Source organism: Pedobacter hartonius (genome assembly GCF_900107535.1).
In the GTDB taxonomy this organism is placed as follows: Bacteria; Bacteroidota; Bacteroidia; order Sphingobacteriales; family Sphingobacteriaceae; genus Pedobacter; species Pedobacter hartonius.
The window spans coordinates 484,071-505,724 of the sequence record NZ_FNRA01000001.1; the positions used below are offsets into that span (position 1 = coordinate 484,071).

At 41.9% G+C, this 21,654-nt stretch carries 25 protein-coding genes; 8 read left to right on the forward strand and 17 right to left on the reverse strand.

Annotation, left to right across the window (positions count from 1 at the left end; genetic code table 11):
• Positions 1–8 precede the first annotated feature (8 nt).
• Positions 9–1,088: a class II fructose-bisphosphate aldolase gene (fbaA, locus tag BLW16_RS02175; protein ID WP_090554688.1), complete on the reverse strand. Its 1,080-nt coding sequence runs from the start codon at positions 1,086–1,088 to the stop codon at positions 9–11.
• 173 nt (positions 1,089–1,261) lie between these two features.
• Between fbaA and accD the strand changes: the two genes are divergently transcribed.
• Complete coding sequence (gene accD / locus BLW16_RS02180) at positions 1,262–2,107, forward strand: acetyl-CoA carboxylase, carboxyltransferase subunit beta (RefSeq protein ID WP_090554690.1); 846 nt, start codon at positions 1,262–1,264, stop codon at positions 2,105–2,107.
• A gap of 542 nt (positions 2,108–2,649) precedes the next feature.
• Here the strand turns inward: accD and BLW16_RS02190 are convergent.
• From BLW16_RS02190 to glmM, 5 genes are all read right to left on the reverse strand, one after another.
• The gene (locus BLW16_RS02190) at positions 2,650–4,944 is read right to left on the reverse strand and encodes a GH92 family glycosyl hydrolase (RefSeq protein WP_394332002.1); all 2,295 of its coding nucleotides are present in this window, start codon (positions 4,942–4,944) and stop codon (positions 2,650–2,652) included.
• 420 nt (positions 4,945–5,364) lie between these two features.
• Positions 5,365–5,577 (reverse strand): hypothetical protein, encoded by a 213-nt coding sequence (locus tag BLW16_RS02195; protein ID WP_139298238.1) that lies wholly within the window; start codon positions 5,575–5,577, stop codon positions 5,365–5,367.
• 67 nt (positions 5,578–5,644) lie between these two features.
• Positions 5,645–6,187, reverse strand: a complete 543-nt coding sequence (locus tag BLW16_RS02200; protein ID WP_090554698.1) for a GNAT family N-acetyltransferase — start codon at positions 6,185–6,187, stop codon at positions 5,645–5,647.
• Positions 6,188–6,288: 101 nt separating this feature from the next.
• Positions 6,289–7,437 (reverse strand): cysteine desulfurase family protein, encoded by a 1,149-nt coding sequence (locus BLW16_RS02205; RefSeq protein WP_090554701.1) that lies wholly within the window; start codon positions 7,435–7,437, stop codon positions 6,289–6,291.
• A gap of 5 nt (positions 7,438–7,442) precedes the next feature.
• Positions 7,443–8,831, reverse strand: a complete 1,389-nt coding sequence (glmM, locus tag BLW16_RS02210; protein ID WP_090554703.1) for a phosphoglucosamine mutase — start codon at positions 8,829–8,831, stop codon at positions 7,443–7,445.
• 117 nt (positions 8,832–8,948) lie between these two features.
• Here glmM and BLW16_RS02215 point away from each other — a divergent pair, with 117 nt between their 5' ends.
• Genes BLW16_RS02215 through BLW16_RS02225 form a run of 3 tightly spaced genes read left to right on the forward strand, consistent with a single transcriptional unit; the run spans position 8,949 to position 10,965 of the window.
• The gene (locus BLW16_RS02215; RefSeq protein ID WP_090554705.1) at positions 8,949–9,680 is read left to right on the forward strand and encodes a class I SAM-dependent methyltransferase; all 732 of its coding nucleotides are present in this window, start codon (positions 8,949–8,951) and stop codon (positions 9,678–9,680) included.
• Positions 9,677–10,243 carry a phosphatase PAP2 family protein gene (locus BLW16_RS02220; RefSeq protein ID WP_090554707.1) on the forward strand — a complete coding sequence of 189 codons (567 nt, stop codon included), beginning with the start codon at positions 9,677–9,679 and terminating at the stop codon, positions 10,241–10,243. Before BLW16_RS02215 ends, BLW16_RS02220 begins: the two co-directional genes overlap by 4 nt.
• Positions 10,243–10,965, forward strand: a complete 723-nt coding sequence (locus BLW16_RS02225; RefSeq protein ID WP_090554710.1) for a ZIP family metal transporter — start codon at positions 10,243–10,245, stop codon at positions 10,963–10,965. Before BLW16_RS02220 ends, BLW16_RS02225 begins: the two co-directional genes overlap by 1 nt.
• A gap of 31 nt (positions 10,966–10,996) precedes the next feature.
• Here the strand turns inward: BLW16_RS02225 and BLW16_RS02230 are convergent, their stop codons facing one another.
• From BLW16_RS02230 to BLW16_RS02265, 9 genes are all read right to left on the reverse strand, one after another.
• The gene (locus BLW16_RS02230) at positions 10,997–11,446 is read right to left on the reverse strand and encodes a MarR family winged helix-turn-helix transcriptional regulator (RefSeq protein WP_090554713.1); all 450 of its coding nucleotides are present in this window, start codon (positions 11,444–11,446) and stop codon (positions 10,997–10,999) included.
• A 22-nt stretch (positions 11,447–11,468) separates the two neighbouring features.
• Positions 11,469–11,630 (reverse strand): DUF5522 domain-containing protein, encoded by a 162-nt coding sequence (locus tag BLW16_RS23130; protein ID WP_175470455.1) that lies wholly within the window; start codon positions 11,628–11,630, stop codon positions 11,469–11,471.
• Entirely contained in the window at positions 11,630–12,571 is a 942-nt protein-coding gene (locus tag BLW16_RS02235; RefSeq protein WP_090554716.1) for an MBL fold metallo-hydrolase, read from the reverse strand. Before BLW16_RS02235 ends, BLW16_RS23130 begins: the two co-directional genes overlap by 1 nt.
• Before the next feature lie 13 nt (positions 12,572–12,584).
• On the reverse strand, positions 12,585–13,169 hold the full coding sequence (coaE, locus tag BLW16_RS02240) for a dephospho-CoA kinase (protein WP_090554719.1): 585 nt from the start codon (positions 13,167–13,169) through the stop codon (positions 12,585–12,587).
• Positions 13,166–14,116, reverse strand: coding sequence for a CdaR family protein (locus BLW16_RS02245; RefSeq protein WP_090554722.1), 951 nt, complete (start codon positions 14,114–14,116; stop codon positions 13,166–13,168). The genes coaE and BLW16_RS02245 overlap by 4 nt, the downstream gene beginning before the upstream one ends.
• Before the next feature lie 78 nt (positions 14,117–14,194).
• Positions 14,195–14,515 (reverse strand): preprotein translocase subunit YajC, encoded by a 321-nt coding sequence (yajC, locus tag BLW16_RS02250; protein ID WP_090554724.1) that lies wholly within the window; start codon positions 14,513–14,515, stop codon positions 14,195–14,197.
• A gap of 26 nt (positions 14,516–14,541) precedes the next feature.
• Positions 14,542–14,985, reverse strand: coding sequence for a DUF1573 domain-containing protein (locus BLW16_RS02255; RefSeq protein ID WP_090554726.1), 444 nt, complete (start codon positions 14,983–14,985; stop codon positions 14,542–14,544).
• Between the two features lie 2 nt (positions 14,986–14,987).
• Positions 14,988–15,881, reverse strand: coding sequence for a transcription antitermination factor NusB (nusB, locus tag BLW16_RS02260; protein WP_245735104.1), 894 nt, complete (start codon positions 15,879–15,881; stop codon positions 14,988–14,990).
• A 90-nt stretch (positions 15,882–15,971) separates the two neighbouring features.
• Positions 15,972–17,060 (reverse strand): Glu/Leu/Phe/Val family dehydrogenase, encoded by a 1,089-nt coding sequence (locus BLW16_RS02265; protein ID WP_090554730.1) that lies wholly within the window; start codon positions 17,058–17,060, stop codon positions 15,972–15,974.
• Between the two features lie 112 nt (positions 17,061–17,172).
• Here BLW16_RS02265 and BLW16_RS02270 point away from each other — a divergent pair, with 112 nt between their 5' ends.
• Together BLW16_RS02270 and BLW16_RS02275 are read left to right on the forward strand one after the other, a co-directional pair.
• A complete protein-coding gene (locus BLW16_RS02270; RefSeq protein WP_090554732.1) occupies positions 17,173–18,963 on the forward strand; it encodes an ABC transporter ATP-binding protein in 1,791 nt (596 codons plus the stop codon).
• Between the two features lie 69 nt (positions 18,964–19,032).
• Entirely contained in the window at positions 19,033–19,359 is a 327-nt protein-coding gene (locus tag BLW16_RS02275; protein ID WP_090554734.1) for a DUF3276 family protein, read from the forward strand.
• 41 nt (positions 19,360–19,400) lie between these two features.
• On the opposite strand, the gene BLW16_RS02280 is transcribed toward BLW16_RS02275, so the two are convergent.
• A complete protein-coding gene (locus tag BLW16_RS02280; RefSeq protein ID WP_090554736.1) occupies positions 19,401–19,817 on the reverse strand; it encodes a hypothetical protein in 417 nt (138 codons plus the stop codon).
• Between the two features lie 146 nt (positions 19,818–19,963).
• Here BLW16_RS02280 and BLW16_RS23825 point away from each other — a divergent pair, with 146 nt between their 5' ends.
• Together BLW16_RS23825 and BLW16_RS02290 are read left to right on the forward strand one after the other, a co-directional pair.
• Complete coding sequence (locus tag BLW16_RS23825; RefSeq protein ID WP_262497141.1) at positions 19,964–20,089, forward strand: hypothetical protein; 126 nt, start codon at positions 19,964–19,966, stop codon at positions 20,087–20,089.
• Positions 20,090–20,187: 98 nt separating this feature from the next.
• Positions 20,188–20,793: a hypothetical protein gene (locus tag BLW16_RS02290; RefSeq protein ID WP_090554741.1), complete on the forward strand. Its 606-nt coding sequence runs from the start codon at positions 20,188–20,190 to the stop codon at positions 20,791–20,793.
• A gap of 398 nt (positions 20,794–21,191) precedes the next feature.
• Here BLW16_RS02290 and BLW16_RS02295 read toward each other — a convergent pair whose 3' ends face one another.
• Positions 21,192–21,608 carry an OsmC family protein gene (locus BLW16_RS02295; RefSeq protein WP_090554743.1) on the reverse strand — a complete coding sequence of 139 codons (417 nt, stop codon included), beginning with the start codon at positions 21,606–21,608 and terminating at the stop codon, positions 21,192–21,194.
• Between the last annotated feature and the right edge of the window lie 46 nt (positions 21,609–21,654).

Consider the following 21,654-nt stretch of genomic DNA (forward strand, 5'->3'; position numbering starts at 1 on the left):
AGCTGAGCTTACAATTTGTCGCTCGCGTCTTTGCAGTTCAAATCTTCGAAAGCCTGTGTTAAACGCTGTACAAAAGTTTCTTCACCTTTACGCAACCAAACGCGCGGATCATAATACTTCTTGTTAGGTTTATCTTCACCGTCAGGATTTCCGATCTGGCCCTGAAGATAAGCTTCGTTTTTCTTGTAATACTCGAGGATACCTTCCCATAATGCCCATTGCATATCTGTATCAATGTTCATTTTGATCGCACCGTAAGAAATTGCTTCCCTGATCTCTTCCTGGGTAGAGCCCGATCCGCCATGGAATACGAAGTTGATAGGTTTTTCAGCAGTAAGGTTAAATTTCTCTTTTAAGAATTCCTGAGAATTTTTAAGGATCACAGGCTGAAGTTTAACGTTACCTGGTTTATATACACCATGAACATTACCAAAAGCTGCTGCTATCGTAAATTTATCACTTACTTTACTTAACTCTTCATAAGCATAAGCTACTTCAGAAGGCTGGGTATATAATTTTGAGCTGTCAACATCACTGTTATCCACTCCATCTTCTTCACCACCTGTTACTCCCAGTTCAATCTCGATCGTCATGCCCATTTTAGCCATACGCGCTAAATATTTGGCAGAGATCTCCATGTTTTCTTCAATTGACTCTTCCGAAAGGTCCAGCATATGAGAAGAAAATAATGGTTTACCGGTTTCAGCAAAGAATTTTTCTCCATGATCTAAAAGACCATCGATCCATGGCAATAATTTTTTAGCAGCATGGTCTGTATGTAAAACAACAGCAACACCGTAATGCTCTGCTAACAAATGAACGTGTTTTGCTGCTGATACCGCACCAAGTACACATGCATTTAAGTTGTCATTATTTAAGGTCTTGCCCGCATAAAATTGCGCGCCACCATTAGATAATTGGATCATCACTGGTGAATTCACCGCTTTAGCAGTTTCCATAACTGCATTGATCGTATTTGTACCGGTAACATTTACTGCAGGTAATGCAAATTGATGTTTTTTAGCCTGTTCGAATAGTTCTTGAAGGGCATCTCCGTAAATTACGCCTTTATAGCCTTTTAAACTCATTGTTATTAGATTTTTTGTAAGCCGAAGTTAGGAAAAATATTAGGCCGGGCAAATCTATCTTATATTATTTTATCTTAACGGGCAAATCAATCCTATATTATTTTACCATCATCTAGGTGAAACTGTTCTAATTTTTTTTCGTTTCTTTGTAATCGCATTTTTCAACGAATAACATGGCTTGGTTTAAGAGAGAAAAAAAAGGTATCAGCACGCTGACAGAAGAAAAAAAGGAAGCGCCGGATGGCTTATGGAACAAGTGTCCTAATTGCAAAAAGGCATTACACAGCGCAGACCTTATAGAAAATAAATATGTTTGTCATTATTGTGATTATCATTTAAGAGTAGGTTCCAAAGAATATTTCCAGGTCCTGTTTGATCATAACGAGTTCACAGAACTTTTCCCCAACTTAACATCCGGCGATCCGCTGAATTTTACTGATAGCAAACCCTATACAGAACGCCTGGTAGATACTATGCAGAAGACAGGATTAAAAGACGCGATCCGTGCCGGAGTAGGAAAGATCGACGGAGAAGACCTGGTGATCGCCTGTATGGACTTCAACTTCATTGGGGGTTCAATGGGTTCGGTTGTAGGAGAAAAGATCGCAAGATCGATCGATTACAGTATCAAACACAAAATCCCTTTCCTGATGATCTCAAAATCAGGAGGCGCAAGAATGATGGAAGCGGCATTTTCATTGATGCAAATGGCCAAAACATCTGCCAAATTAGCCCTGCTTAGCCAGGCAAAAATCCCTTATATTTCTTTGCTTACCGATCCTACTACTGGTGGTGTAACGGCTTCTTATGCGATGCTGGGCGATATCAATATCGCAGAACCGGGAGCACTGATCGGTTTCGCAGGACCAAGGGTAATCAAAGAAACGATTAAAAAAGACCTTCCAAAAGGATTCCAGACCGCTGAATTTGTTCAGGAACATGGTTTCCTTGATTTTATTGTAGACCGCAGGGCGATGAAAGCTAAGCTGGCTACTTTCCTGAAAATGGTGAAGAATTAATGATATTGCCGGAGTTATAGAGTATAGATCATCTTGCTTCGCTGAAAAAGACGATCACCTCTTTCGATGCTGTATGCTGCTGAAGCGCAGCAGAAGGCATCGAAAGAGGTGATCGTCTTTTTTTGAGGTTATCCAATGCAGGGTGCTTTAACCCCCAGCGGAACGATATAGGGGCTTTATGGGAAAATTTTATTATCAGTGAGCGTCAAAAAAAATCTTGCTTATTCCGGATTTTATGGAAATACTTACTTTTGGCGCAGCATAGGCAAATCTGAGGTTTGCTACTGGCTCCTATGGAATAACTGCGTGGATACCCTTAGGAGATCTCCCTGAGGATGCCATGAAATGTTCTGTTGCAAAAAAAAACCGGTATGTTGTATCAAGGCCTTCTGTTGCGTTTCAGCAGCAGGCAGCCTTGATACAGCATACCGGTTTTTTGCAATTAAGAAGATCCTAAAGACGATCTCTTTCGGTAAAGCTCGCAGATAACCTAAAGACATCTGCTTTACTAAAGTCCCTGTAAAGGTATAACCTCAAAAGATTTACTTTACACCGGCCTCTGTAGACAGTGAGTATGGATAATCTGCTTCGGTAATTCCTCTTTTTTTATTCGGCTCGGCAGACATATCAAATTCTAATGTAGCTCCTTTAAGCAACTCTGAGTGACTGATCCAGTTCTTTTGGTAATCTTTAGTATTGAATTTCATCGAGTTGATATAGCGGTTATCGGCATTGTTAGCCGGTGCATTGATGACCACCTGTTTTCCGTTTTCCAGGTTCAGCGTTACTTTTTTGAAGAGCGGCGCTCCCAATACGTACTGATCAACAGCAGGCGTTACCGGGTAAAAACCTAATGAAGAGAACACATACCAGGCCGAAGTCTGTCCGTTATCCTCATCACCGCAATAACCATCAGGCGTAGCTTTGTATAACCTGTTCATCGCTTCCCTTACCCAATACTGGGCTTTCCAAGGTTGACCTGCGTAGTTATACAGATAGATCATATGCTGTATCGGCTGATTGCCATGGGCATACTGTCCCATGTTTGCGATCTGCATCTCCCTGATCTCATGGATCACAAAACCATATTCTTTGTCGTCAAAAACCGGGGGTAAAGAAAATACAGAATCCAGTTTGCTTACAAATTTTTCTTTCCCGCCCATTAACTTAGACAGACCGTTAATATCCTGGAAAACTGACCAGGAATAATGCCAGCTGTTTCCTTCAGTAAAGGCTCCGCCCCATTTGAAGGGGTTGAAAGGCGACTGAAACGAGCCATCCTTATTCTTTCCGCGCATCAGGTTGGTAGAAGGATCAAAAAGGTTCTTATAGTTCATTGCCCTCTTTGCATAAATGGAAGTTTCTGAGGCCGGCTTGTGCAATGCCCTGCCCAGTTGATAGATTGTAAAATCGTCATAAGAATACTCCAGGGTTCTGGCAGCATTTTCACTCACTTTGACGTCAAAGGGAACATAGCCCAGTTCATTGTAATATTTTACTCCTGCCCTGCCTACTGCTTCAATAGGGCCCTCATTGTTGGCTCCATGTTTTAAGGCTTCATAAAGTTTCTCAATGTCATAGCCACGCAGGCCTTTGATATAGGCATCAGCAACTACAGAAGCTGAGTTATTACCTACCATGATATTTGCGTAACCCGGGCTTGACCATTCCGGCAGCCATCCTCCTTCTTTGTAATCATTGATCAGGCCTTCCTGCATCTCTTTATTGATAGACGGATACACGAGGTTTAAAAATGGATATAATGCCCTGAATGTATCCCAGAATCCCGTTCCTGCGAACATATATCCAGGCAATGTTTTGCCTGTATAAGGACTCCAGTGTACGATCTTGTTGCTGGCATCAATTTCATACATTTTATTTGGAAAGAACAGTGTACGGTACAGGCTTGAATAAAAAGTACGGGTCTGATCAACCGTTCCGCCTTCTACGGCGATTCTGCTCAAAGTCTTGTTCCAGGTTGCTTTTGCTTTCTGTTTGGTGGTCTCGAAACTATCATTTGCCAGCTCGCGTTTCAGGCTAAGGTCTGCCTGCTCTACACTGATGAATGAAGAAGCCACTTTCATACTGATCTGCTCGCCTTTCGTAGTTTTGAAACCTATGATCGCGCCAGAGTGATTGCTCTGCAGTTCAAGTGTATCCGCTGCCAGTGTTTTTCCATGCCAGGTATTGGCAGAAACAAAGGGCTTATCAAAGTAGATGACAAAGTAGTTCTTAAAATTAGGCAGGGGTCCCCTGGCATATTTTGTACTGTAACCTATAATTTTTCTCTCTTTAGGGATCACCTTGATATAAGATCCCTTATCAAATGCATCTACTACTACGTATGAACTATCTGATTTTGGAAAGGTAAAACGAAACTGTGCAGCACGCTCTGTTGGTGTAATCTCTGTAGTTACATCTGCATCCGCCAGGTACACGCTGTAATAATAAGGTTTCACAGTTTCGGCTTTATGTGAAAACCAGCTTGCCCTTTCATCCTGGTTGAACCTCATTTTACCGGTAACAGGCATGACGGAGAACTGTCCGTAGTCATTCATCCATGGAGAAGGCTGGTGGGTTTGTTTAAATCCCCTGATTTTATCTGCGTCATAGGTATAGGCCCATCCGTCGCCCATTTTACCTGTCTGTGGTGTCCAGAAGTTCATTCCCCAGGGAAGGGCAATTGCAGGATAAGTATTACCATTGGACAGGTCAGGTTTACTCGCGGTACCCATCAATGGGTTAATCCATTCTACGGGATCAGTAACCTTATCTGTTTTTTGCGCCAAAGCCGGCATTGCGGCAGCGATCATTAACACTGATAAGAAGTGCTTCATCATAGTTTTTTGGTTTAGTATTAATTACGGTGTATTCAAATTAAAAACGTTTTAGCAAATCTCAAAAAATTGAGTTTTTTATTCAGCTCCCGAATTACGCCCTCTAATGTAACAGACTATATATTAAGAGACAAATTAATACTATAATATTTACATAAAAATCTTTAAGCCCTGCTATTCCGGCTCCCAGACTATCATACCGCGCCATTTTACAAGTCCACTCTGACGGCTTCTCTGCGTTATTTCATTCCATCCTGCAAAGCTTCCCTGCATTGGATACCCTCAAAAAAGATGATACCCTGTTTCGGTGCCTTCTGGCGCGCTTCAGCGGCAGGCAGCATCGAAACAGGGTATCATCTTTTTCAGCGAAGCCAGGATATTAGCTATGCAAGTCATTGCATAACCTCCCGGAGCAGCTGTTTAAAAATCCCTTCCAGGGGTAACTCCAGGCTCATGACCAGAACCCAGAGGTTTGCTCTTTCTGTCAGGCGTGTGTGAAAATGCTGTAGTTCCTGATCCCGAACTTGAAGAAGTTTCGCCGTTGCTCAGCTCATCATCTTCATCGGTAGTCGTTTCTTTATATACTGTTTTTTTGTTTTCTTCTTCTTCGTTGTGTTCTTCCGGAGTAATCATAATCATTGGTTTTTAGTAAAAAATAAGTAGATTACTATAACAACAGGAAAAAAAATAGAATTGTTTGTCACAATTGACTATAACCTCCCGGAGAATTGTACACCTTCTCAAAAATAAGTTTTACAATTTCAGCAGTTTCAGCTTCATCATCCCCGGTTACATTGCTCATCAGCACCATTTCATAAGGTTTACCGGTCTTTCTGTAGGGAGGCTGCAGATAAGGAAAGTCCAGGCAAGCCATTCCTACGCGCTCATAAAATTTTATCCTGCGAATGGCCTCAGCATTCGATGGAGGCTCTACCTCCAGCAGTACTTTGCCGTCCTCAAGAAAATCCTTCATCACGTTTTGTCCGCAGCCATTTCCCCTCTGCATTTCCGATATAGCGAAGTGCTCAATAAAATGCCAGTCCCTCAGCTTCCAGCTGGTAATCATTCCAACAGGCTCCCCGCCTTCAACGATTACCTGCAGCTGCATTTCCGGAACAGACCCGAGCATCTCTGTCAGTTCATCCCATTCCCGCCGCTCTTTTTTTGGAAAAGCGCTATAATACAGATCCTTAACAAATGGTAAATTGGGATCACCGGGGCTATCTATCAACAGGTATTGCATGATATGGGATTACTTGATATTAAAAACAACAATTGAAAAATACAGACATAAAAAAAAGCCCTGACCTTGATCAAAGCTTTCTAGAATTTACTGGTGTCGCACTAAACGGCTATATTTTGCTCTACGATCTGTTTTACCTTTTCCACAACGTAGTTGATTTCTTCTTTTGTATTGTTCTTACTGAAAGAGAACCTGACAGATGGCCGGTTTGGATCGGCGCCAATTGCGGTGAGCACATGTGAGCCGATATTCGACCCTGATGAGCAAGCGCTGCCGCCTGATGCCGATATACCATTGATATCCAGGTTGAACAATAACATATCTGACATGTCCATCTCAGGAAAGCACACGCTCAGTACGGTGTACAAACTATTTGCAGGTTCGGTTTCACCGTTAAAGCTAATTCCGGGAACTTCAGCAGTCAGCTTGTCCTTCATATAGGTCTTGAGGTCCTGAACATAATTCTGGTGTTCTTCCATTTCGGCATAGGCCAGCTCAAGCGCTTTCGCCAAACCAACAATGCCATAGATATTTTCGGTTCCTCCGCGCATATTGCGCTCCTGGGCACCGCCGTAAATCAGCGGATTAATTTTTATTGTATGGTTGATATAGATGAAGCCCACACCTTTAGGCCCGTGCAGCTTATGACCTGCACAAACGATAAAATGTGCTTTCAGCTTTCTGACATCATGTTTATAATGCCCCATGGTCTGTACCGTATCGCTATGGAATATGGCATTATATTTCTCGCAGATCTCGCCAACTCTTTCCACATCGGTCAGCGTGCCCAATTCATTGTTGGCATGCATCAGTGACACGAAAGAGCGCGGGTTATCCTTCAGCAATTCTTCCAGGTGTGCATAATCTATATTTCCCTTTGCATCGATGTTCACATAGCTGAGTTGATCAATTACCCCATCTTTGAGTAACTGGTCCATGGTGTGTTCCACCGCGTGGTGTTCAATTTTAGAAGTAATTGCATGTTTGATACCAAACGCAGCAATTCCACAGCGGATGGCCATGTTATCGGCTTCCGTACCACCTGATGTAAAAAATATCTCAGCTGGCACGGCATTTAACAAGCCGGCCACGGTTTTTCTCGCTTTTTCCAGTAACGTACGCACCTCGCGGCCCTGCGCATGAATAGAAGATGGATTGCCATAATAGTTTTCCATCACATGAACCATCTCAGCTACTACTCTTTTATCAAGAGGTGTGGTAGCGGCATTATCTAAATAGATCCTGTTCATTGGTATTAATTCAATTTTAATATTTCTTTTATGTCTGATATGATCTTATTGGCAAGGCCTTCAGCTACAGTTTCATTCTCTGCTTCACTGTAAATACGAATGATCGGCTCTGTGTTTGACCTGCGCAAATGTACCCATTCATTATCAAATTCAATTTTCAGCCCGTCAATCGTACTGCTGGGATGGTTTTTGTATTTCTCCTGCACCTTCAGCAGCAAAGCATCAATATCCATTTCTTCGGTAAGTGTAATCTTATTTTTAGAAATATGATAGTTTGGATAACTACTTTTCAGCAAGGATACAGATTTGCCGAATTTCGCAAGATGCGTTAAGAACAGGGCAATTCCTACCAGGGCATCCCTGCCATAATGTAATTCCGGATAAATAATCCCCCCATTGCCTTCACCGCCGATGATCGCATGGCTGGCCTTCATCTGGTTTACTACATTCACCTCACCTACTGCTGCCGCATTATATTCAGTTCCTGCCTTCAGCGTTACATCTTTCAGGGCACGGGTTGATGACAAATTAGAAACGGTGTTGCCAGGTGTATGCTGCAGTACATAGTCAGCCACCGCTACAAGCGTATATTCTTCGCCAAACATAGATCCGTCCTCACAGACAAAACACAACCTGTCCACATCAGGGTCAACAACGATACCCAGGTCTGCCTGTTTACTCTGCACCACTTTGGAAATTTCGGTCAGGTTTTCAGGGAGTGGCTCCGGGTTGTGCGGAAATTCGCCATCTGGTGTACAGTACAATTCAAACACAGTTTTTACGCCCAGTGCTTTCAATAATGCCGGAATAAAGATTCCTCCTGTTGAATTCACACAATCGATCGCAATTTTAAACTCAGCCTTTCTGATCAGTTCCACATCAACGAGCGGAAGCGCAAGAATTGCATCAATATGTTTCTGCAGATAGCTGTCATCATAGATCACCTTTCCAAGATCATTCACATCGGCAAACTCAAATTCAGCTTTTTCTGCCATTTCCAGCACTTCCTTGCCATTGGCATCACTGATAAATTCGCCCTTTTCATTGAGCAGCTTTAATGCATTCCATTGTTTGGGGTTATGACTGGCCGTGAGAATAATTCCCCCACCTGCCTTCTCCATAGGAACAGCGATCTCTACGGTAGGCGTAGTAGATAAGCCAAGATCGATCACTTCGATACCCAGCCCCTGCAGCGTTCCGGTAACTAAATTATTGACCATATCACCCGAAATACGTGCGTCACGCCCCAGTATGATTTTTTTTATGTTCGTATTGCGGATTACCCATGAGCCATAGGCTGCGGTAAACTTTACGATGTCAATTGGTGTCAGGCCGTTACCGGCCTTTCCACCTATGGTTCCCCTGATGCCGGAGATAGATTTTATAAGTGTCAATTGTTGTAAATTTTGTTTTTCAAAAATACAAAAAATTAAGAATGAATACCAATTAAACCGAATTGATCTGAATATCTGACCCGTTTACTATATTTGCATTTTATAAATAAGTTCCTTATGCAGCGTAAGTGGTTTCAGTATTGGTTTAACTCTCCATATTATCATATTTTATATAGTCAGCGTAACGATGAAGAAGCCGAATTTCTGATAGATAATTTAACTGCATACCTTAAACCGCCCCTGCATTCCAGGATCCTTGATATCGCCTGCGGGAGGGGACGCCACGCTGTTTATCTGAATAAAAAAGGATTTGACGTGACGGGAATTGACCTTTCTGAACAAAGCATAAAATATGCAAAACAGTTTGAGCAGAAACACCTTCATTTTTTTGTGCACGACATGCGCAGGCTGGGTTATATCAATTACTATGATATTGCAATGAACCTGTTTACCAGCTTTGGCTATTTTGAAACGGAAAAAGATCACGTCAATGCGCTGAAATCTTTCAGAAAAAGTATTAAAGATGACGGTAAACTGGTCATTGATTATTTCAATACACAAAAGATCCTGAAGAATCTTACGCAGAGAGAAACCAAAACTATTGAAGGCATAGAATTCGATATCCATAAGTTTGTCTCCGAAGGCAAGATCATTAAACATATTAATTTTGAACATAAGAACAAGCACTTTGCATTTGAAGAACGGGTACAGGCTTTTACACTTACCGATTTTGAGCGCATGTTCGAAAAAAGCGGGCTGACCATCAGCGCAACTTTCGGCAGTTACAATCTTGACCCTTTTGATGCTATTCAATCCGAGAGACTGGTCCTCATCTGCCAAAAAACATGATAGAGAGCTTATATAATTTTGATATAGCCCTTTTTCTGAAGATACATAAAGGGCTTTCCAATGGCTTTTTCGACTGGCTGATGCCATTGGTGCGAAACCGCTATTTTTGGTCGCCCCTGTACCTTTTTATCATCGTTTTCTGCTTCAGGGAATACAAGAAAGGGGGCTGGTACATCATCGGCGGGGTGCTGCTCACTTTTGCGCTCGGAGACCTGGTCTCTTCAAGGCTGATCAAACCCTTCGTTGCACGCCTGAGACCCTGCAATGATCTCAATCTGGCAAACGAGATTATCCACCGCGTTCCCTGCGGAACGGGGTATAGCTTCCCTTCGGCACACGCCACCAATCATTTCGGCATCGCGATATTTCTGATCATGGTATTTTATCCGAAATGGAAACCCATCCTGCCTTTGGGGCTTGCATGGGCATTTATCATTTCTTTTGCGCAGATCTATGTAGGTGTTCATTACCCGCTGGATACCGTTGCAGGAGCGGCACTGGGAACTACGGTCGGATTTGTAGTTTCAGCAATCTATAAAAAAACACAGGTAACAGCGATATAATGGAATTCTGGAAGCTCCTTGTATTATTTTTATGCGCCTTTCTGGGAGGCTTATCCATATTTTTGGTAAAGAGCGACAAATCGCAGCTGCTCAAACTGATTCTTTCTTTTAGCGGGGCCTATTTATTTGCAATCACCGTTTTGCATCTTATTCCGGACGCATACAGCGGTCCTGACCATGCGGAGATCGGAATCTTCATATTGATCGGTTTCTTACTCCAGATCTTTCTGGAACAGTTTTCTGAAGGCGTTGAGCATGGGCATATCCATAAACATGGTGAGGGACATTCCTTTCCGTATGGAATCATGATCAGCTTATGCCTGCATGCCTTCCTGGAGGGGATGCCATTGGCCGCCGACCAGCACAATGCCCTGATCTTCGGTATCTCCCTGCACCATATTCCTGCAGCCTTTGCTTTATCCAGCATCCTGCTGCAAAACAATTTCAAGTTCAGGGGAATTGTCATTTACCTCGGCATATTTGCCCTGATGGCTCCACTTGGCTTTTTATTAAGCTATGGCATCAGCAACGGAAGTATTGGCGGGATTGAACTTTATTTCAACAAAATGATGGGTATTGTGATCGGCATATTCCTTCATATATCAACCACCATTTTGTTTGAGTCCAGTGTAGATCATAAAGTATCAAAAAGAAAAATGATCGCTGTGTTGCTGGGCATCAGCATTGCTTTAATCGGCTTTTATCTTTCAGCACATCATTAAACTTAGCGGCATATGAAGGAAAAGAAGGGAACTAGATATTTCCCCTCGCTTTATTCAGCAATGTGATCAGCTGTTCCGCTTCTTCCTGTGTAATATTTGAAGAAAGGATTCCTGACAGGCTGACTTCATTGTCTATTTTTTTCAACAGAATCAGCCCTTTGTCATTAATTAAAATATCGACAGCCCTCTTGTCATAATTATTGACATTTTTGATGACTATACCTTTCTGTACCAGCCTGTCTACGATCCTGGAGGCATCGCACATTTTATCCAGCATTCTGGATTTAATCAGGTTAATGGTTGATGGGTTAGGGAATTGTCCGCGCAGGATTCTCAGTACATTAAATTGCTGTGAGGTAATATCGTATGGCGACACAGCCTGCTTAACTTTATCGTTACACCAATTGTGTGTAAAAGATACGTTCACAATAACCTCGTGAAATGCGCTTTCATAACGGGGAGCTTTGGTTTCTTTTAACATTACTTAATTTATCTAATGATTATCAACTGCTTTTCTTTTGAGTATTGTTAATTTTTTCTTTACCGTATTTCCAGGGACAATGCTTGCATTTATTTTTACAGCAATAACCACGTCTAAGATGGAATGACTCCGTAAAAACCATCAACCCCTCTTTGTTAAAATAGTAATCGGAAAATTCTTCCATCAGTTAAGCAATTTAACGTCCAAAATGTTTTGAAAATAACTTTTCAATTGAATTCCGCTACCATGTGTGGTCCATATCTGCGATGGCTTCACCTTATCAATGGTTAAAATTATATCTTCCCAGTCAACATGATCTGATATATACAACTGTAACTCATTATTGTTTTGTAAATGTTTCCAACCCGTTGCAAACACCCTGATCACGTTTACTGCTTTGATATAACTCCTGTATACAAGAGGCGGAACCAGGTAAATCATCTGGCTCAGATTTGCCTTCATTACCTTTCTGTCGTACACCTCATACCTGCCCATATCAATTCCCATTTCCTCATATACTCTAACGAAAGGAAGTATACTATGGTGTACGAGTATCCGTTTTTCTGGACAGTGGTCACTGATCAGGCGGATCAAACGCTGGCTCTTGCCCAGGGCATAGGCCCCCAGCATAATGTTGCTCTGTGTAGAGTTCAGTTTCTGAATCTCCGTCACCGCATCCGGGTGACTGGTGTCTGGATTAGCAAAGGTAGTCTCTGTAATCAGTACATCGGCCTGTACAAATTCTATCGGCTCACAGGTATCATCCGGCTGCAGCTTATAATCCCCTGTATACAGATACCGTATACCCTTGTATTCCATTAATACCAGGGCAGAACCAAGCATATGCCCCGCAGGTACGAAACTAATCTTTACATCATTCAACGTAAACGGCATATGAAAAGACCGGATATGAAATTCACCGCCAGCAAATTTCTTGTAACGCTGTTTCATAAATAACGAGGTAGCCTGTGTACAATAAACATTCAGGTTCCCGCTGATGGCATGATCTCCGTGTGCATGTGAGATCACCGCATCCTTCACTATTTCCTTTGGATCCAGGTAAAAATTTCCATAGGCGCAAAACAGCCCTATTTTGGTTGGAACCAAAAAATCATCTAATATCATCTGGTATGTTTATCTATATAAATTGGTGATGCAGCTCCATCACCTGGAGTATAACCGACTGACTTTCGTCATTCCTGATCAGGAAATCAGCCATTTTCAATTTTTCATCGTCGCTCCACTGCTTACTCATCCGTGCCAGTACCTGCTCTTCTGTTGCCCCGTCCCGTTCCATTACCCGTCTTAAACGCGTTTCCAACGGCGAGGTGACCAGCACGGTTTTGTCACAGGCCTGGTAAGAACCGCTTTCAAACAGTAAGGCGGCCTCTTTGAGTACATAGGGTACATTCGCCGGTAATGCCTCCAGCCACAGGTCAAAAGCCCTGAAGACTGCCGGATGGACCAGTGCATTGAGCCTGGCCAGCTCAGTACTGTTGTTAAAAACGATGCCTGCTATATGTTTGTTATTTAACCTGCCTGCCGCATCATAACTTTCGGCACCGAAAGCCTCCATGACACCCGCTGTAAGCACAGGGTCAGTAACCATAATCTCTTTTGCGACCGTATCAGCATAAAATACAGGAATACCCAAATGCTCAAACACATAGCAGACAGTGCTTTTCCCGCTTCCTATTCCACCGGTGATACCAATCTTCATCATTGCTTTTCAATAATAAAATCAACCTTTTCCGGAACCAGCTTCACTTTCTTACAATAGTCCGGAAAGCGGGTCAGCTTAATGCTCAGCTGGTCATGCTTTTGCAGCTTCCATTCATTCAGGTCAACTGCGGCTTCAATAAAATCTTCATTTACCTGCTGATAGCTGGACAGCGCCACCATAAACGTGATTTTCACCTTCTTGGGGTACAGCTTTACGTTATAATATTCGCCGTTATTTAATATTTTTAAAGGTACTTCCAGCGTTTTCTCTGTAAACTCATCCACGGGCAGCTTTACTTCTATGGTAGAAGGAAATATATTCACATTCTTCTGCAGGTTTGGCCTCATGGCTATCCGGGAAACGGAAGGACCCTGGATATCACGCATTTTCAAGGTATCCGTTTTCCACTCCCTGATCTTTTCCAGCTCCTCCTGCGGGCCCGATACAGTTACATAGTCAGGACTGAACTCTATATCATCAGAAACACCATATTGCTTGGCAAAAGTTAAATTGGAGACCAGCCTCACCGGCACCCTTTTCACGGTTCTTTTGGAGAAATCAAAATAAAGTGTGTCAGGGCGTACAGAAATGATCTTTTGTGAGGTTTCCAGCTGGTTATTCACACTGTACAACTGCTCCGAAAAAAGTATATAATTTCTGTTATTCAGTTTATCGAGACTGATGTTTATGGAGGGAGGACTCACGCGCAGGCGTGCAAACAGCAGCTGCCAGCCGGTTCCTTCTACCAAAAGGTCAACCGTGTCTGACTGTAATGGGTGAAAAGCTTTTTTTTGAGGAAAATTCTTATACACCAGTACCGTTTTTGCGGTATAAACGTACTTATTGTTCAACGCCAGAAAAAGCCATCCTGCAATAGCCAGCAGGATACAGGTGATCAATACCAAAAAGCGCTTTCGCTCAATTTTTGTAAGTCTAATAAAAGGCATGGCTGTAAAGTAAACAAATTTAATAAAACAAAAAAGCCGCACCAAATTAAGGAGCGGCTTTATTTGTAAATCAATAGATTAAGCTTTAGGCAATTCCGTAGAGGCTTTTGTGGCATCTAAAGAAATAGCACTTTTATCGAAACGGATCTTTGTACCACCTTCAACTTCAATCAGAAAGGTAAGTTCGTTCATATCAACAATTCTTCCGTGAATACCAGCCGTAGTAACGATCTTATCACCTTTTTTTAGATCAGCAACAAGTTTCTTGTGATCTTTTGCTTTTTTAACCTGTGGCCTGATCATGAAGAAGTAAAAAACTACCATGATCAATACCATTGGAACCAATGTACTTAACATACTGCTTCCGCCGGCTGCCTGTAAAATTACTGTAGATGTCATATTATTTGTTTGTGTATTATTATCAATTATAGTGCAGCATTTTCGTTTACTTCACCGATCAGGTGCACCTCAGTTGTAGCGGGGTTACCGTTAGAAGTGATCGTCACGATCTTGTCCTGCATTCCTGATTTACCTGCACTGTTAAAAACAACTTTGATCACGCCGGCTTCACCTGGTTTGATCGGTGCTTTCGGAATGCCAGGAGTAGTACAACCGCAGGTAGCAGTGGCATTGGTAATGATCAGTGGGCTTTTTCCTGTATTTTTAAACTTGAACTCATGGTTCACTTTTTCACCCTGCCTGATTTTGCCAAAGTTGTACATGCCACTTTCAAAGCTGATCACAGCTGCGTTTGCAGCGGCAACCGGAGGCATTGTAGCCACAGTACTGTCTGCAGAACCTGCAGATTTGGATTGCTGACAGGCACTCAATGAAGCTGCAGCCAAAAACAGTATAAATAATTTCCTCATGTTTATTCTTCTATTAATCCGCGACCTATTTTCTTGATACTGTTGGTACGTTTTAAGTCGCTCAAAATTTTGTCTAATATACCGTTAATAAATGAATTACTTTTCGGGGTACTGTAATCTTTCGACAAGTCAAGATACTCGTTTATAGTTACTTTGACCGGAATGGACGGAAAGTTCATCAGTTCACAAATGGCCATCTTCATTAAGATCGTATCCATCAGTGCAATCCTTTCAGATTCCCAGTTCTTGGTACGTTCAGCGATCAGTGCCTGGTACTCATTGTTGTTTTTCAGGGTATATACAAACAGGTCTTCCACAAATTTACCATCCTCTTTCCAGTCTGCACTGATTGGGGTAAGTTTGTTTTTGAAGGGATCTTCCGAGGTAAAGTTCTTTAAGGTCTTTGCTACCATTCCCTGCATCACTTCCTTATCTACCGACCAGTTGATAAACTTATCTTCAAAAGCCTGGATGATGTTCTGGCTTTTAAGTATGACCTTTCTGAAAATGAATTTGATAATTTCTTTTGATCCCTCCAGGCTCTCATCCGAATCATTCAGATAAGCCATATACTCGGGAGTAGACTTTAACTTGTTGTAGATAGTTTTGATAAACTCAGGATCGGCATGCCAGTTGATCTGGTATTTGTTTACTGCAGCCTTAAACTCCGGGTTCTGCTGTAACAATACAATAAACCTGTTGGTCAGCAGCTTCTTATTAGGATTCAGATCTTCTGCCGTTGGAAAGTGCTTGTTTGCTCTTTCTATTGCGTCAATTTCAGTATATTCGGTAATCTCAGAAAGTAATGCCAGCATTCTGACATACATTTCATAAACATTATCGATACTGAGCATCAGTTCCTTCTTTGCGGAAGTCAGATCCTTCTTTTCAGTCATTTGCCATGCAAAAATGTTTTGCAGAGCTTTAATTCTTAAGTGCCTTCTATTTAACATGAATGTAAGAACGAGTTGGTAATTTACCGGTTATTAATATGATGATTTTATCTTCTTGATATCAATTATTCTTTGTTCAACGATCCTGTTTGCCGCCAGGATAGTTGGGATATTATCTGCCTTCGACAGTTTAATGACGTTGCGCGTAGCATCATAGATATTTTCTGTCAGCTGCATCGTTCGTTTTTTACCATAACCCGTCAGCTCAGAGTAACAGTTGATGAGCCCTCCTGCATTGATCAGGTAATCCGGAGCAAACAAAATGTTTTTTTCCAGCAGCAGCGCACCATGTACCTGCTCATCTGCCAGCTGGTTATTGGCCGAGCCGGCAATAATGGCAAACTTCATCTTCGGAATGGTCTTGTCATTCACCGTTGCCCCCAATGCACATGGGGCGTAGATATCTACATCCAGTCCAAAGATCTTATCGGCCTCCACAGGTTTTGCTTTATATTTCCGCGCCACCTGGTGTAAACGTTCTTCATTGATGTCACTGATAAAGACCTCTACATTTTCTTTCCTCAACAGCTCTACCAGATGCTCGCCCACATTACCTATTCCCTGCACCACCACCGAGCGGCCGGCCATCATGTCGGTTCCGAATACTTCTTTAACACAAGCTTTCATCCCCAGGAAAATACCTTTTGCCGTTGTCGGAGATGGATCTCCCATACCGCCAATCGACTCAGGAACACCTGTAACATGTGTAGTTTCCATGCTGATGTATTCCATGTCCTTCGTCGTTGTACCTACGTCCTCGGCGGTGATAAATTCCCCGTTGAGGTTTTTAATAAAACGGCCAAAACTGCGCATCATTGCCTCAGATTTTCCTTTTCTGGAATCGCCGATAATAACAGCTTTTCCGCCACCAAGGTTTAACCCAGTAATGGCAGCTTTATAGGTCATACTTCTGGACAGGCGAAGAACATCTTCCAGCGCCTCTGTTTCGGTAGCATAATTCCACATACGTGTACCACCCAAAGCAGGACCGAGTGTGGTGTCGTGAATAGCAATAATGGCTTTTAAACCTGTATCGGGATCACTACAATACACTACTTTTTTATGTCCTAATGCACTTAGTTGATCTAAAATTGAGGTTACCACAGAACTCTTAACAGACATATGATTTCGTTTATCAGACAGTTCGCAAAACTAATGATAAAAAAGATTAATTACATTGTTTTAACGAAACAGTTTTCAAAAACCCTTATCAATTGGCTAACTTTGCCCCCACATGAAGCACCTTCTTTTCTTAAATAAATACTTTTATAAATATAAATGGTGGATTGTGCCGGGGGTGTTTTTCGTCATCATTTCCAACATATCCGGGGTAATTCCCGCACAGGTGATTGGCCATGCATTTAACCTGATCACAGAAAACATAGAGATCTATAGATTATTTGATGGTTTCGAAAGGCAGCAGGTCATCTATGACATCTTTAGCTATAGCCTGTTCTATTTCGGTACACTGGTGCTCATCCTTTACCTGATCAGGGGGCTGTTTCTCTTTTTCATGAGGCAGACACTCATACTGATGTCAAGGCATATTGAATTTGACATGAAAAACGAGATCTATGCCCATTACCAGGAGCTGAGCCTTGGCTTTTACCGACGTAACAATACCGGCGACCTGATGAACAGGGCAACGGAAGACGTGAACAGGGTAAGGATGTATGTAGGCCCTGCAATTATGTATGCCATCAATACACTGGTCCTCTTCCTGCTGATCGTGAGTTCCATGTATTCCGTAAATCCAAAACTTGCAACATTCTGCCTTTTGCCATTACCGGTGATGGTGATCATCATTTATTATGTGAATACCCAGATCAATAATAAGAGCGAGCAGATTCAGGAACAGCTTTCGCGCCTTTCCAGCTTTGTACAGGAAAGGTTTTCGGGCATCAGGGTAATAAAATCCTATGTACGCGAAGATTATACAAGAAAAATATTTGCCGGGGAAAGTGACGACTATAAGTCGAATGCCATGAGCCTTGTCCGCGTACAGGCACTCTTCTACCCTACCATGCTGCTTTTAGTGGGACTGAGTACAATCCTCACTGTTTATGTAGGGGGTGAACAGGTACTCGAAGGCTCAATTACGGCTGGCAACATTGCTGAGTTTATCGTTTATGTGAACCAGCTTACCTTTCCCGTTACCATGCTGGGCTGGGTAACCACGCTGATCCAGCGGGCAGCCGCTTCACAGAAAAGAATCAATGAGTTCCTTGAACTTCAACCAGATATCCGTTCGGGAAACATCTCACTGGGAGAACTCAGTGGAAATATAAATTTCGATAAAGTAAGTTTTACTTACCAGGATACAGGCATCGAGGCGCTGAAAGATATATCCTTTGACATCGGAGCCGGTCAGTTTGTAGCGATCATTGGCCGTACCGGATCGGGAAAATCCACACTTGCCAACCTGATCATGCGAATGTATGATGCAGATAGAGGACAGATCTCCATTGACGGAGAGCCGCTGCCCGGAATAAACCTGAATTCTTTCAGGAACCAGGTAGGTTTTGTACCGCAGGAAGTTTTTCTCTTTTCAGATAATATCAGGAATAATATTGCCTTTGGCCTGGACAAAGTTACAGATGCGGAGATTGAAACAGCTGCACGAAATGCAGCCGTTTACCACAACATCATGGATTTCGAGCTGAAGTTTGACACCATGTTAGGAGAACGGGGAATTACACTTTCCGGTGGACAAAAACAGCGTGTATCTATTGCCAGAGCCTTAATTAAGGAACCTAAGATTCTGATATTTGACGATTGCCTGTCAGCAGTAGACACCAGAACGGAAGAAGAAATACTGAATAACCTGGGCAACGTGATGAAGGGAAAGACCAGTATACTCATCGCGCACAGGATTTCCACGATCAGAAAGGCCGATAAGATCATTGTTTTAGAGGACGGTAAAATCACAGAACAGGGTACACACGACGAACTTATAGAGCTCCACGGCATCTATGAGGAAATGTTTCAGAACCAGTTATTGGAAGAAGAAAATAAATCTCTTTAATTTCTATTTTGATCTTTACTGATTAATAGTTTATATTTACCCGAACCAAAACCAACAGTAATACCAAACATGGGAGAATTTGACAACAAAGAGAGAGAAGAGGTTTTTTCTAAGAAAGTAAGGGCCGGTAAGAGAACATATTTTTTCGACGTTAAAGCTACTCGCTCAGGCGATTATTATTTAACCCTGACTGAAAGCAAGAAAAGACTGGAAGACGGTGTATTTGTAAAACATAAGATTTTCCTTTATAAAGAGGATTTCGAAAAGTTTGCGGAAGGTTTAAACGAAACGGTAGATTACATTAAGACTCATCAGGAAGTAGTTGAAAAGCGCTACGAATATTCTGAGAACCACGAAGCGGCCGGCAAAAGCCAAAATGACGACTTCTCTTTTTAGAAATTAAAAATCCTTTTAGAAGCTCCGTTGGGGCTTTTTTTTTAGTTTTCCTTGATAGCGCATTCCTTTACCACAGCTTCACTGACCGTGATCCAGTTCTCTTCTTCAGAGACATTGGTACCCAATACGATCTGTTTGCTTTGATGTAACTGCTCTTCGATCTGCGTCAGCATTTCGTTGGAAATTACCTTATTCAGGATCCTCACAGGTTCATCCAGTGCATCGGTTTTAATTTCGAGGTCATAAATTCCTGATACCAGCGTGCGGCAAATGATCAGCTCTACCCTGCTGTTTTGCGCCACATTCTTCAATGCCCCGAAAGCATTGATTACCTGATCAGCATTCCCGGCTTTGAATCCAAGTACAATCGACGGGTTTAACTCCGGGTTCTGACTGTCATTTGAAAAATATATTTCATCAACATCAGCCAATATTGATTCTATTATCAATCTGTCCATAATTTACTTCTTTAGAAATCTATACTGTAAAAAGGAATGAAAGCCTGTATTGTTTGGTTAAAGATTAAAATTTAAAGTTGGTTTCATCATTTAATCTATATATTCATCTTAAAGAGGGCTTCATCACCCCGCAAAAAAACAAACCTATGAGCACATTCCTTTTTATGGTAGGTGGCGTCAACGTTGGCGCTTCCGAAATTATGATCGTCATGCTGGCCGCCTTCGTCGTTTTCCTTATTGTAAGAAACATGATCTACCAGCCCAAGGAATAAATTTTGCAGCTTTAGAACACTATTGTATTTCTTGAAGATCAAACATTTTCACATTTATTGTGTAATATAATAGAGATTCATTATAATACAATCCGTTTATGCCAGAATTTGAAGAAACAAAGAAATTACTCGACGATTCTACTATGTATTATTTAATAAGCGTAGGTATGGACAGCAAATATTCTTATGTCAATAAAAGGTATCAACAGGTTTTTAACAATATTCACGGCAACCTTGTAGGTCAACATTATTCGGTTACAATACATCCTGATGACACCTGGGTTTGTCAGTCAGTATCTGAACTTGCTTTTTCAAATCCTGACAAAGTCTTTCCTGCCATCATCAGGAAACACGACGGACATGGAGGATACGTGGTCACAAAGTGGGAATACAAAGCCATGTTTGACGACCATAACATACCGGCCGGAATGTTTTGTGTCGGACATGACATCACCGAACTGGTCCTCAATAGCAACGAGCTGAAGGACACGAAGGAGTCGTTGACAAAAACACAGTATAACCTGGCCCAGATCAATTATATACAATCTCACGTGGTGAGAAAACCAATAGCAAATATCATGGGGCTCAGTGTCCTGCTCGAATCAATGGATGTCAATCCTGAGCTGAAAGATATGATCAATATGATCAATGAAAGTGCAAAGGAACTTGACCAGGTAATCCGCAACATGGCGGCAATGGAATAGATCATCTGTAGCATTGTTGTTGATTACCGGAGATGATCTAATTTTGAAAAAGGAGTTATGCTCAATTCCTGCTGCATTAATTCGCTGCGCGAAAGAACAACTAAGCAGGAATTGAGCATAACTCTTTTTTTTAGAAATTACAGGAGATCATCTATAACCACCGCGCTACAGATGATCTGAGATTAAGAAGATCCATAAACACTGCGCTACAGATAATCTTTTAAAAAAAAGAATACCTCTTTCGATGCCTTCTGCTGCGCTTCAGCAGCATACAGCATCGAAAGAGGTATTCTTTTTTTTCAGCGAAGCCAGATGATCCTTAGACTTTATGCTATAGATGACCTAAGATAATCCTTTTTTAGCAAGGATTTTCAACACCGCATCATGTTCCATAGGTATTATACCAATTTTGCGTCCAGCGTTATATCCAGATTATAAGCTTTACTTACCGGACAGTTTGCTTTTGCTCCTGCTGTAATTTCCCTGAATTGTTCTTCAGTGATATCAGGAATACTTGCTGTAAGTACAAGGTTAGACGTAGTGATCGTTCCTGTGTTGGTATCTAAAGTGATCGTAGCTTTAGTTTCCAATGAAGTAGGATTAAAACCAGCTTCGGTCAGGTCAAGACTTAGCTTCATGGTAAAACAGCCTGCATGGGCAGCTGCCATTAATTCTTCAGGATTGGTACCGATTCCATCAGCAAAACGGCTGGCGAATGAATATTGTGTCTGGTTCAGTACAGTACTGTCTGTAGTTAAATGACCTTTACCTTCTTTGATCGTGCCATTCCAAACGGCTGTTGCATTACGTTTCATATTGTTTTTTTTATGGTTGTGAGCTTTTGTTCGTATTCAGTTGATA

Coding starts and splice junctions, on each gene's coding strand:
- BLW16_RS02270 (WP_090554732.1), top strand. CDS start 17,173: ATGAAGCACCTTCTTTTCTTAAATAAATACTTTTATAAATATAAATGG.
- BLW16_RS02235 (WP_090554716.1), bottom strand. CDS start 12,571: ATGATATTAGATGATTTTTTGGTTCCAACCAAAATAGGGCTGTTTTGC.
- nusB (WP_245735104.1), bottom strand. CDS start 15,881: ATGACTGAAAAGAAGGATCTGACTTCCGCAAAGAAGGAACTGATGCTC.
- BLW16_RS02205 (WP_090554701.1), bottom strand. CDS start 7,437: ATGAACAGGATCTATTTAGATAATGCCGCTACCACACCTCTTGATAAA.
- BLW16_RS02265 (WP_090554730.1), bottom strand. CDS start 17,060: ATGTCTGTTAAGAGTTCTGTGGTAACCTCAATTTTAGATCAACTAAGT.
- yajC (WP_090554724.1), bottom strand. CDS start 14,515: ATGACATCTACAGTAATTTTACAGGCAGCCGGCGGAAGCAGTATGTTA.
- BLW16_RS02200 (WP_090554698.1), bottom strand. CDS start 6,187: ATGCAATACCTGTTGATAGATAGCCCCGGTGATCCCAATTTACCATTT.
- BLW16_RS02280 (WP_090554736.1), bottom strand. CDS start 19,817: ATGGACAGATTGATAATAGAATCAATATTGGCTGATGTTGATGAAATA.
- accD (WP_090554690.1), top strand. CDS start 1,262: ATGGCTTGGTTTAAGAGAGAAAAAAAAGGTATCAGCACGCTGACAGAA.
- BLW16_RS02245 (WP_090554722.1), bottom strand. CDS start 14,116: ATGCCTTTTATTAGACTTACAAAAATTGAGCGAAAGCGCTTTTTGGTA.
- BLW16_RS23130 (WP_175470455.1), bottom strand. CDS start 11,630: ATGGAAGAATTTTCCGATTACTATTTTAACAAAGAGGGGTTGATGGTT.
- fbaA (WP_090554688.1), bottom strand. CDS start 1,088: ATGAGTTTAAAAGGCTATAAAGGCGTAATTTACGGAGATGCCCTTCAA.
- BLW16_RS02230 (WP_090554713.1), bottom strand. CDS start 11,446: ATGTTAAAAGAAACCAAAGCTCCCCGTTATGAAAGCGCATTTCACGAG.
- BLW16_RS02295 (WP_090554743.1), bottom strand. CDS start 21,608: ATGAAACGTAATGCAACAGCCGTTTGGAATGGCACGATCAAAGAAGGT.
- BLW16_RS02215 (WP_090554705.1), top strand. CDS start 8,949: ATGCAGCGTAAGTGGTTTCAGTATTGGTTTAACTCTCCATATTATCAT.
- BLW16_RS02290 (WP_090554741.1), top strand. CDS start 20,188: ATGCCAGAATTTGAAGAAACAAAGAAATTACTCGACGATTCTACTATG.
- BLW16_RS02220 (WP_090554707.1), top strand. CDS start 9,677: ATGATAGAGAGCTTATATAATTTTGATATAGCCCTTTTTCTGAAGATA.
- BLW16_RS02195 (WP_139298238.1), bottom strand. CDS start 5,577: ATGATTACTCCGGAAGAACACAACGAAGAAGAAGAAAACAAAAAAACA.
- BLW16_RS02190 (WP_394332002.1), bottom strand. CDS start 4,944: ATGAAGCACTTCTTATCAGTGTTAATGATCGCTGCCGCAATGCCGGCT.
- BLW16_RS23825 (WP_262497141.1), top strand. CDS start 19,964: ATGAGCACATTCCTTTTTATGGTAGGTGGCGTCAACGTTGGCGCTTCC.
- BLW16_RS02225 (WP_090554710.1), top strand. CDS start 10,243: ATGGAATTCTGGAAGCTCCTTGTATTATTTTTATGCGCCTTTCTGGGA.
- BLW16_RS02255 (WP_090554726.1), bottom strand. CDS start 14,985: ATGAGGAAATTATTTATACTGTTTTTGGCTGCAGCTTCATTGAGTGCC.
- BLW16_RS02275 (WP_090554734.1), top strand. CDS start 19,033: ATGGGAGAATTTGACAACAAAGAGAGAGAAGAGGTTTTTTCTAAGAAA.
- coaE (WP_090554719.1), bottom strand. CDS start 13,169: ATGATGAAGATTGGTATCACCGGTGGAATAGGAAGCGGGAAAAGCACT.